Origin of the sequence: Pengzhenrongella phosphoraccumulans (genome assembly GCF_045689905.1) — a bacterium.
Taxonomy (GTDB): Bacteria; Actinomycetota; Actinomycetes; order Actinomycetales; family Cellulomonadaceae; genus Pengzhenrongella; species Pengzhenrongella phosphoraccumulans.
In genome coordinates, this window is record NZ_CP144210.1 from 590,082 (window position 1) to 600,986 (window position 10,905).

The following is a 10,905-nucleotide window of genomic DNA, read 5'->3' on the forward strand; positions in this document are numbered from 1 at the left end:
GTCAGCCGATCCGCGCGGCCGGCGGCTCGGTGGCGGCGAGGATGCGGCTGAGCACCTGGCGCGGCGTCACGCCGGCGAACTCCGCCTCGGTCTCGAGCATGATGCGGTGCGCGAGCACGGGCTCGGCGAGGAGCTTGATGTCGTCCGGGATCACGTAGGTGCGGCCCTGCGAGGCAGCCCAAACCTTGGCGCTGCGCACGAGGGACAGGCCGCCGCGCACGCTCACCCCGAGCGCGGTCTGCGGGTCGAGCCGGGTGGCCTCCGCGAGCCGCGCGACGTAGTCGAGGACGGCGTCGTCGGTGTGCACCGTGGCGGCGAGGTCGGCCATCGCCGCGACCGCGGCCGTGGTGATCTTCGCGGTGAGGTGGCTCGTGCGGTCACGCTCGGCGGAACCGGCGAAGATCCGCACCATCGAGGCGTGGTCCGGGTACCCGAGCGAGGTCTTGATGAGGAACCGGTCGAGCTGCGCCTCGGGCAGCCGGTAGGTGCCCGCCTGCTCGATCGGGTTCTGCGTCGCGATCACCATGAACGGCCGACCCACGGGGTGCGAGACCTTGTCGACGGTGACCCGCGACTCCTCCATGACCTCCAGGAGCGCCGACTGGGTTTTGGGCGAGGCCCGGTTGATCTCGTCCGCGAGCACGACGGACGCGAAGATCGGGCCCTCGTGGAAGTCGAACGTGCGCGTGCCCTGGTCGTAGATCGTGACCCCGGTGACGTCGGACGGCAGCAGGTCGGGCGTGAACTGGATCCGGCTGTGCGTGCCCTGGACCGTCGCCGCGATCGCCTTCGCGAGCGAGGTCTTGCCCGTACCGGGGGCGTCCTCGAGCAGTAGGTGTCCCTCGGCGAGCATCGCCGTCAGCGCGAGCCGGACCACGTGCTCCTTGCCGAGCACCGCAAGGCCCACGTTCGCCACGAGCTCGTTGAAGATCCCGGCGAACCACACCCCCTGCTCGGGGGTCATCGGGGCCGCGGTCGGGGCGAGCACGTTCTCTTGAGGCACTGCGTTCTCCTGGGTCGTGAGCTGGGTCGCGAGCTGGGTCATGGCGGGGGTCGCCCTGGGGGCGATCGGGCGGGTGGGCGTCATGGGGCGGTCACCGGCGCGGCGGCGACCTCGACCGTCACCGGTGGCCCCACCTCGCTCGACCCCAGCGAGTTGGTGGCCACGGCGCGCACGGTCACCGTCACGGGGACGTTCTTCGAGTTGACGAACGTGTAGCCGGCATTGCCGTCCTGCCGCACCTCGATCGTGCCCGCGCCGGTGGCCGTCACGGTGAACGTCCACGAGCTGATCGCCGACCCGCCCGAGCCGCCCGAGGCGGTGAACGCCGCGGACCCGGCTGCGGGGGTCGTCGAGGCGAGCGTCGGAGCCTGCGGCACGGTCGTCGCGGTGGCCGAGACGGTGACCGGGTCGCCCCACTCCTGCTTGGAGTTGCGCGCCGTGACCGTGACGCTGTGCCCGACGCCGCCCGTCAGGTTCGAGACCGTGGCGGTGGTCTTCGTGGTCTCGGTGAGCAGGTTCCCGTCCACCTGGACCCGGTACAGGTCGATGCTCACCTGCTCGCCACCGGTCTCCGTCGGCACCTCCCAGCCCAGCGTCACCGTGCCCCGCGCCCACGGCGTGTTCCGCGCCGCGTCGTCGACCGCGGTCAGGCGCACGACCTGACCGGGCACCCCCCAGATCTCCCCGGAGGTGCCCGCGGACGGCGACCACCCGATCGTGTTGCGTGCCCGCACGGCGATCGCATACGGCCGGCCCGCACGCGCAGGGAAGCTGAAGCTGCGCACGCTCGCGTCGAGAGCCTGTTGCCACGCGCCGTCGAGGCTCACCTGGAACTCGGTGACGGGGTCGCCGCCGTCGTCCGCAGGCAGGTCCCAGCGCGCGGTGATGGTGCCGTCGCCGAACCGGCCGAACGAGGCGCTCACGCCCGCCGGGGCGTCGGGCTCGCGCGCAGGCACGACGGCGACCGACGACGGGCTCCAGTCCCCCGGGTCGGGGGCGTTGTTCAACGCCCGGACACGCACCGTGTACGCGGTGCCGTTGCGGAGCCCGCCGAACGCGTAGCCCGTCGACGTCGTCTCGACCGACGACGGCCCGCTACGGGGCGCCGGGCTGATCTCGACGAGGTACTTCACGACCGGCGAGCCGGGGGTCGCGGGTTCCGTCCAGCGGGCCTGGACCTGGGCGTCGCCGCGCGCGACCAGCGGCGCGGCCGGTGCGAACGGCTTGGCGTCCGGCCGCGCGGGCGCGGACCGGGGGCTGGGGTCAGACCAGTCGACCGCGTTCTTGGCCGTGACCGTGAACGTGTACTCGACCGCGTTGGTTAGGGAGTCGATCGTGCACGTGGTGCCTGCGCACTCGCGCACCGCACCTCCGGGCTGCGTCGTCACCCGGTAGCCGGTGATCGGGGCGCCGTTGTTGACCGGGGCATCCCAGGCGAGCACGACCGTGCGGTCGCGGACCTCGACCACACGCGGGGCGGTCGGTGCGGTCGGCCGCCCACGGACCACGACGGTGATGCGGCCCTCGACCTCCCGGCCCGGGTCGCCGGTGGCGTCCTGGACGCGGTACCGCGTGACCATCGGCCCGATGAAGCCCAGGGCGGGGCGCACGGTGACCGAGCCGCCGGACACCCCGGCCGTGCCCGCCCCGGGCGTCTCCACGGTGGCGTCGACGACGGTGAGCGGGGTCGACGGGAACGGGTTGAACGCGCCGTCCAGCGCGGCGACGGTCGACGAGGTGCCCTCGACGCCGTCGGGCACGGTGTGGTCGATCACGCGGGCGAGCGGCCGGATGCTGGCGACCACCCGGAAGTCGACCTGGGCGGGCAGCGTGCCGGCCACGCCGTACCCGATCGCGAGCGAGATCCCGCCCGCGGTCCCGCGCGGGACCGACGCGTCGGCGCTCACGGCGAGGACCGTGCCGTCGATGGACACGTGGAACCCCGCGGGTACCGCCGAGGTGATCGCGAACGTGTATCGCCCCGAGCCGGTCGCCGTCCCCACGGGGGCCGAGGTGAACTTCGTCAGGTCCACCTGGGCCGCGACCTCGCCCGGCGAGACGGAGATGACCGACGGCGAGAAGGTCGGCGGGTAGTCCTGCGTGGCGAGCACCGTGATCGGCAGGGTGAGGACCTTGGTGCGCGCGGACGTGTCGGACGCAGTGCCGTCGGTCACGGCCACGGAGATCGACGAAGGTCCGGCGTACCCGCTCTGTGCGCGGTAGACGAGCGTGCGGTCGTCGCGCACGAGCGGCGACCCGTCGGCCTTGGTCGCGGTGACCCGGGCGGGGTCGAGCACGCGGGCGGTCCGGCCGGGGGCGACCTGGACCTGCTCGTCGAGCGCGATGACGAGCTCGTCGCCGGCCATGACCACGAGCGCCGGGGCGTGCGGCCGGGGCATCGGCGGGAAGTCGCCGAGCGCGGGCACGGTGATGAAGGCGTACGCGCTCAGCCCGCCGGCCTGCGGGCTGGAGTTCGTCAGGAGGTAGGGCAGCGTCTGCGCGCGGTCGACGAGCGTGACCACCACCGTGCCCCGCGAGGTGACGGTCGCGACGTCGGCCACCGAGGCGTCCACCGAGACCTTGAGGTCGCTCAGGGGCCCGCTGGGGTTCTGCGCGACGGCGAGCACGTCGACCTCGACGCTCGTGCGGTTGATCGTCTCGGTCGCCGGGACGACGACGTCGCGCGCCACGGGGGCGAGGATCGGCGCGTCGTCGGTCACGGTGACCGTGAGCACGGCGGTGTCCCGCCCGCCGCGCTCGTTGGTCGCGGTGTAGGAGATCTGCAGCACGGTCGCGCTGGTGGGGGTCTGCACGGCGATGCGGTTGCCCTCGACGTGCGCGTCGGTGCCGGCGGCGAGGCCGAGCTCGGGCGACAGGGTCAGCACGCCGCCACCGGTGTCCACGTCGTTGGCGAGCACGCGGACCTCCACGGCCTGCCCCGAGCGCACGCTCACGTCGTCGTTCCGGCTCACGACCTGGGCCGCCGTCGTCGGCCGGGCCGCGATCCCGACCCGGATCGTGGCGACCGCGCGCTGACCGACCCAGTCCTCGACGGCGTAGGTGAACGTGTCGGTGCCGAGCTCACCGGGCAGGGCCTCGTACTCGATCCAGTCGGCGCCGACCTCGGTGATGCGACCCTTCGTGGGCGCCTGGTCCTGGCCGAGCAGCGACACCCCGTCGCCGTCGGGGTCGATACCGATCAGCGGCACCGGGATCCGGATCGTCTCGCCCTCGAACACGCGCGCGACCAGGGGGCGAGGCCGGGGCGGCGACTTCGTGGCCGCGTCCGACGGCCGGACGTCGACCGTGAGCGTGGCGGCCGTGAGGTTCCCGGCGGGGTCGGCCACGGCGAACGTCGCGTGCGCCTGGACGGCGGTGGCGGGCGCCTGGTAGCGCAGCACGTCGCCGGACACGAACAACAGCCCCTGCCCCGGGCCGAGCGGCTCGACCAGCTCGCGCGCGACGTGCATCACGTCCCCGTCGGGGTCGTAGGCGCCGGCCAGCACGGGGATGGTGACCACGCCGCCGGTGCGCACCGAGACCGTGACGTTCGGCACGACGGGTGCCTGCTGGGTCGCCGATGCGGGGATCGGCTGGACGAGGATCTCGCCCGTGGCCGACGCGCCGCCGTTGGAGATCGTGTAGGTGCACCGCACCGGCGCCTCGAGGACGCGGGTCGAGGTGATCCGCACCAGCTGGTGGCCCAGCACCGCGAGACGCAGCCCGGACTCGGCGGGCGCCTCGACGGACTGCAGCACGAGGATGCCGCCGGCGGGGTCGACGTCGTTCGCCAGCGGGTCGACCGAGACCTCGCCGCCCGGCGGGAGCAGCGCGCGGTCGAGCACCGCGACCGGCGGCGGCACCTGCGCGGGGCGCTCGACGACGTCGATCCGGGCCACGCCCGTCGCCTGCTGCGGTGACGCGGTGACGAGGAACGACACGTAGTAGGTGCCGGCGCGGGCCGCGGTGAACGTGAAGGTCCCGGCTTCGAGGTCGGTGCTGACTGTGGCCCCGGCCACGTCGTCGACCCCCGCGAGGCGGACGGGCTCGCGCGACGCGCTCCGGACGCTGTCGAGCGGGCGCATGACGACGGCCTCGTCGACGTAGGTCACTGCGTGCACCGGGTCGATGACCGGTGCGAGCGAACCGGTGGGCACCACGTCCACGGTGAGCGAACCCGTGACCGTCTCGACCCCGTCCGAGACGAGCACGCGCACGGCCTGGCGACCGAGCGAGCCGTCGGACTGGAAGGTCAGCGACCCGTCCTGCCGCGTGCGGACGGTGCCGCCGGCAGCTGTCGCCCCGACCAGGAGGAGCGGGTCGCCGTCCGGGTCGCGGAAGTCGGGCAGCGCGTCGTAGGTGCCCTGCGCGCCCTGCTCGACGGCGAGCGTCCCGGTCCGGACCTGCGCCGGCGGGGAGTTCACGCCCGGGTCGCGGACCGTGAGCCGGACCGTCGCGGTCGAGGGTGCGCTCGTGCCGCGGCCGTCGGTGATCGTGTAGGTGAGCTCCGCCGTCCCGGTGGCGCCGGGCGGCGTGGTGAGCTGCAGGGCGCGGCCGCCGTAGACCGCCGTGACCGTGCCGAACTCGGCGGGCAGCGGGTCGTGCTCCGAGATCACCAGGATCCCGCAGTCCGACGACGCGTCGTTGTCGATCACGGACAGGATCGCGGTGCGCCCGGCGCGCACGCCGTAGTCGTCGTCCGCGGCGGCCGGCGCGGCGGACTGCGCCGTGCACTCCGCTCGGATGTTCTGGGTGGAGGCCTGGCTCTCAGACTTCTGCTCGGCCTCCTGGGTGTCCTCGTCCGGCAGGATGTCCTGCCAGTTCGGCTCTCGCAGCTCGGGGTCCTCGAGCGGCACCCACAGCCGCCCGCGCAGCGTGTCGTTGAGGACGACGACGTCGCGGTTGACCCGGAACACCAGGACGTCGGCGGTCGACATGGCCTCGAGCCCGCTGACCACCGGCTCGGCGCCGTCGCACAGCTGGAGGTAGCTGCCGACGGCGGACGACCACGCCCCGTGCGCGCACGCGCCGACCCGGACGGGGGCGGCGGGCCGGCCCGAGCCGCCCGTCGCATGGTCCACGACGTCGCCGAGGCCGCCGCTGCCGTCACCGCCGCCGTCGAGCGGGATCTCGAGGAGAGCTGTCCGGCTCGCGACCAGGACCACCGCGGCGTCCGGGCCGGGCTGCTGCAGCGTGAGGTCGTCGCCGAACCGGGTGAGGTCGACGGACCCCGCCGGGGTGCGCAGGATCTGCCCGGACAGCGCCACGAGCACCTCGCCCACGGCGGTGAGCTGGTCGACGGGTCCGCTCGTGCCCCCGGGGCCGGCTGCGAGCGCGCCGTCGACCGTCGCTGTGACCCCGGCATCCGTGACCACCGCGCGGTGCAACCCGCCGTCCGCGTCGACGCCGAGCACCACGCCGCTGCGCGCGACCACAGCCGCACCGCCGCGGCCGAGGTCGAGATCGGGCTCCTGGGACGCCACGCTCAGCGAGCCGAGCGTGGCCGTGGTGCGTACCCAGACCGCGCCGCGGGACGGGTCGACGACGGCGACCACACCGTGGGCCATCGAGACCGTCGCGCCGAACGGGACGGCGGTGGAGGACCCGAGCATGACGCTCGCCGGGTCCACCACCGAGACCGTGCCCGGCTCGACCAGCAGCACGTCGCCCGCGTCCTGCAGCACGTCGAACTCGGCGGCCGTGGACACCAGCCCGGCGTTGAGCTCGTCGATCTGGGAGTTGAACCGGCCGAGCCGCAGCGCCGACGTGTTCGTCAGCCACGCGGCGCCGTCGTTCAGGTCGACCTGGGCCACGGGCACCCCGGGGTAGAGCACCGCGAAGGTCGCCACGACCGCCGGAACGGTCACCGCCGCACCGACGGTCACCCAGGACCGCCGGTTCCCGGCCCGCTCCGTGCGGGCGCGCCGGACCCGGGTGCGCAGCGCGCTCCACCGACCTCGCACTAGCTCGTGCACCCCACGGTGGGCTCGGTCGAGGCGCGCCGGTCGACCCGGACGATCGACACCTCGAGGCAGACCGCTGCGCCGGGGACCTCGGGCGCGACCGAGACGGTGGGCTCGTGGACGACGGCGAGCACGGTCGCCTCCCCGGCCACCGCCACCCCCCACAGGTAGCTGTCGCCGGTCTGCGGCGCGGGGTTCGACCAGGTGAACACGGCCCGACCGTCGTCGGCCACTCGCCCGGCGAGGTCGGTCGGCGCCGGCACGGCGACCAGCGCGATGGCCGACGGCGCCCCGGTCCCGCTCGGCCCGGCCGCGCCACCCGGCGTGCCCCCGGTCGCGTCGTCGGCGGCGCCGCGGACCCCCCACGCGACCCCGACCAGGGCACCGACCACGACCAGGCTGCCGACGACTCCCGCGACGGCGCGCGAGCGCCCACGGCGCCGCCCATCGGCCGACGGCGGCCGCCCGGGCCCAGCCAGGGCAGCGGCAGGAGCGGACGACGGCCGCGCAGCCGCCGCGCGAGGGTCGTCGGAGGCAGACACGCTCAGGATCGGACGCAGCCGCGTGGCCTGGTCCGACTCCGGCACCGCACCGGCGGGCGGCCGGTCCGACGGCGTCCGCACGTCCCGCGGGGCCTGCACGTCCAGCGCGGTCGGCAGGTCCAGCGGGGTGGGCGGGAGCAGGAGCTCGACCTCCACCTGCTGCAGCGCGTGCGCCAGCGCGAGGGCCGAGTGGTGCCGACGCTCGGGCACCCGGTCCATGGCGCGCGCGAGCACCGCCTGGAAGCTCGCGGGCACGTCGCCGCGGCCGGTCGAGGTGAGCGTGGCGTTCTCGATCCGGCCGATCAGGTCGGCGGCACCGTTCCGGGCCTGCGGCACCTCGAACGGCGAGCGGCCGGCGAGGAGCGAGTAGATGGTCGCGGCCAACGAGTACACGTCCGAGCGGACGTCCCCGACGGGGTCCTGAGCGAGCAGCTCGGGCGGCGACCACGGGATCGACATGCCGACCGCCGCGGAGCTCCAGCCGGTCGCGGCCGCGATCCCGAAGTCCGTCAGCGCGGGCCAGCCGAAGTCGGTCACCAGGACGTTCGCCGGTTTGATGTCCCGGTGCAGGATCCCGGCCTGGTGCGCCGTCTCGACCGCGCACGCGAGCCGCACCCCGATCCGCAGCACCTCGGGCACGCCCATGCGCTCGGTGCGGTACCGCTGCCCGAGCCCGGCCCGGGCGCAGTACTCCATCACCAGGAAGGGCCGACCGTCGGGGGCGACGTCGGCGTGGTAGATCGTGACGATCGACGGGTGGTGCGACAGCCGGGCCATGAGGTCGGCCTCGGTCCGGAACCTGCTCCGGACGTCGTCGCTCAGCGAGCTCGCGAGCAGCACCTTGACGGCGACCGACCGGTGCGGCTGCTGCTGCGTGTAGAGGAAGACGTCAGCGAAGCCGCCCATGCCGAGCAGGCGCGAATACTCGAACCCGTGGATGTGCGGCGGGGTCGACGGCTCTCGGCGCAAGCTCACGCGCCCCGCTCGACCGTGAACGTGATGCCCTCACCGAGGTCGACCATCACCCCGGGGTCGACGACGGCGGGCTCCCCCGGGTGCAACCGGCGCGGGCTCCGCCCGTCCACGTGCAGGATCACGCCGTTGGTCGAGTGCAGGTCGGTCACCACGACGTCGTCCCGGTCCATCCGGACCTCGGCATGGGTCCGCGAGATGTCCTGGTTCGGGCTCGCGACGGTCACCAGGCGCGGGATCTCGCTGTTCGCGACGCGCGACACCTGCGGCGCGCGCCCGATCAGCACGGGACGGTCGAGCGTGACGACGATCCCCGTGGACAGCTGCAGCCTGGCCGGGGGCGAGGCGTGCGACACCGGGACGACGAGCGGTCCGGGCATCGCGTCACCCACCCACGCGGGCATCTGGCGTCGCAGCGCGACGACGTCCGAGCTCAGCACGGTCATCCCGTCGTGGTCCTCCGGGGCGGCCCTGTCCACCGCGCCGGTCAGCGGCGCGCTCGCGGAGGGAGCAGCGGCTGCGCTCACCGAGACGAGCGGTGCGACGGGGGCGAGCACCGGCGGGTCCATGGGTCGGGGCACGACCGCCAGGAGCGGTGCGGGTTCGACCGCGAGGAGCGAATCCGGCTGCAGCAACGGCACCAGCACCGGCTCGGGCTCAGGCACGGGCTCAGGCACGGGCGCAAGCTCAGGTTCCGGCACGTGCACCGGCTCCGGCTCAGGCACGGGCGCAGGCACGTGCACCGGCTCCGGCACGTGCACCTTGACGGGCGCCGGCACAGCGACCAGCACCGGCGCGAGCTCGAGCACAGGCACGGGCACGGGCTCCGCCTGGACCACCCGCTCGACCGGGGTGGCGAGCACGCCCACCGACAGCTCGAGGAACAGGCCACCCGTGCGCACGATCCCCGACCCGATCGGGAGCGCTCCGCTCACCGCCCCGTCCCAGCCGGGCGTCCGGACGGTCACGCTCGTCGCGTCGGCGACGACCTCCTCCGACCACGTCGAGACGTTCGGCGCGCTGACCACGCGCGGGCCGGCCGCGGTCGCGACGGTCACCTCGACCTCGCCGCGCACAGCGACCCGCACGCTCCGGCCCTCGACGGACACCAGCGCGAACGGCGGCAACGACCCGATGCCCCCGCCGAGCAGCACCTGCAGCTGATCTGCCAGCTGGGCCCCGCGGCACAGCGATGCCCACAGCTCGTGCACGAGGTCGACGCGAGCGCCGGCCGGCAGCAGCCCCACGCCTCCGTCGGCGACGACGGCGAACCAGTCACCCACGACGTACACGGGCTCGCTCCTGGCATGACCTGTCGCCGAACCCGATGTCGTGCGCACGTATCCCCCCGCTGTTGTCGTGGCTCGGATGCCGTCGTCCCGCGAGGAACACCCGACGAGGTACCCATCGACGCGGGGTCTGTCCGAGATGAGGACTTGGCGCACAACGGTCGCGATGTCATACAAGGAACACCCGCGACCGGGACCCGTCGGACCCCGACCCCCGGCGGAGACTATCCGGTCCACGGGCCGAGGCACGGCAGCCCGGGCGCGGTTCATCGGTCCGCGATCCACCCCGAGACGATCGGTCGCTCGCGAGGGCTGGCGCAACCTCCGAGATCGGCGCACAGTGGTCGTCTGTGTTGTCCCGTTTGTCTCGTTCGCCACAGTTCGTCTTCCCCGGGGGTGTCAGATGGCACGTCAGAACCTTCCACCCGACTACATGCCGGTCCTCTCGCGAGGCCGCCACCGCCGACCGTCGCGCGGCGCGTGCTTCATGGAGTTCGCCTCCTTCCTCGCCGGCGAGAAGTGGAGCGACCACCCCGCGTGCACGCACCCGCTGCTCGCCACGCTTGCCCGGAACGTCAACGATCAGATGAGCGACGCCGGGCGCCAGAAGCTCCTCAGCCTCGTGCCGTCGGTCGTCGGCCTCACGTGCGACGATCCGCTGATCGACGTGCGCCTCGCCCTGCTCTCGGCCACCGCCGCGCTGCCGGTCGTGGCGGCGGACACCCAACGCGTCCTGGCCGTCGGCATCCTGTCCTCCGAACGGCAGCTCGCGGTGCTCCATGGCCGGGACGACGGCGTGCTGACCCCGGCGAGTGCCGCGGCGCTCGCCGAGGTGCCGCAGGCTGCGGCCTGGGCCCGGGACTTCGCCGCCGCGATCGAGCCGTCGGAGTCCGGGTTCCACACCTCCGGCGCCCCAAGCATCGTGTGCTGCTCGGTCATGGGGATCGCGGTCGCGTGCACGTCGGACCGCGATGAGCGCCTGCTCGACCTGCTCACCAGCGGGATCGCCCTCGTCCAGCGTGCCGCTGCGGCCCAGAAGGCCGCCCAGGCCGCCCAGGTGGCGGTCGGCTCCCGGTCGAACCCGGCCAAGACCCACCAGATGAACCCGGACCGGGCCTACCAGTCGTAGGGCACCA

At 74.1% G+C, this 10,905-nt stretch carries 5 protein-coding genes; 1 reads left to right on the top strand and 4 read right to left on the bottom strand.

What is annotated here, in order from left to right; genetic code table 11:
* Window position 1: 1 nt before the first annotated feature.
* The 4 genes from VTA80_RS02885 to VTA80_RS02900 form a co-directional block, all read right to left on the bottom strand.
* On the bottom strand, window positions 2–964 hold the full coding sequence (locus VTA80_RS02885) for an AAA family ATPase (protein WP_407345654.1): 963 nt from the start codon (window positions 962–964) through the stop codon (window positions 2–4).
* A gap of 119 nt (window positions 965–1,083) precedes the next feature.
* Window positions 1,084–6,978, bottom strand: coding sequence for an Ig-like domain-containing protein (locus VTA80_RS02890; RefSeq protein WP_407343921.1), 5,895 nt, complete (start codon window positions 6,976–6,978; stop codon window positions 1,084–1,086).
* Entirely contained in the window at window positions 6,966–8,483 is a 1,518-nt protein-coding gene (locus VTA80_RS02895; protein ID WP_407343922.1) for a serine/threonine-protein kinase, read from the bottom strand. The genes VTA80_RS02890 and VTA80_RS02895 overlap by 13 nt, the downstream gene beginning before the upstream one ends.
* Entirely contained in the window at window positions 8,480–9,772 is a 1,293-nt protein-coding gene (locus VTA80_RS02900; RefSeq protein ID WP_407343924.1) for an FHA domain-containing protein, read from the bottom strand. Before VTA80_RS02900 ends, VTA80_RS02895 begins: the two co-directional genes overlap by 4 nt.
* 400 nt (window positions 9,773–10,172) lie before the next feature.
* Here VTA80_RS02900 and VTA80_RS02905 point away from each other — a divergent pair, with 400 nt between their 5' ends.
* Window positions 10,173–10,898 carry a hypothetical protein gene (locus tag VTA80_RS02905; RefSeq protein WP_407343925.1) on the top strand — a complete coding sequence of 242 codons (726 nt, stop codon included), beginning with the start codon at window positions 10,173–10,175 and terminating at the stop codon, window positions 10,896–10,898.
* Window positions 10,899–10,905: the final 7 nt, after the last annotated feature.

Excerpts from the sequence above, each read along its gene's own strand:
- VTA80_RS02885 (WP_407345654.1), bottom strand. The coding sequence starts at position 964 with ATGACCCCCGAGCAGGGGGTGTGGTTCGCCGGGATCTTCAACGAGCTC.
- VTA80_RS02905 (WP_407343925.1), top strand. The coding sequence starts at position 10,173 with ATGGCACGTCAGAACCTTCCACCCGACTACATGCCGGTCCTCTCGCGA.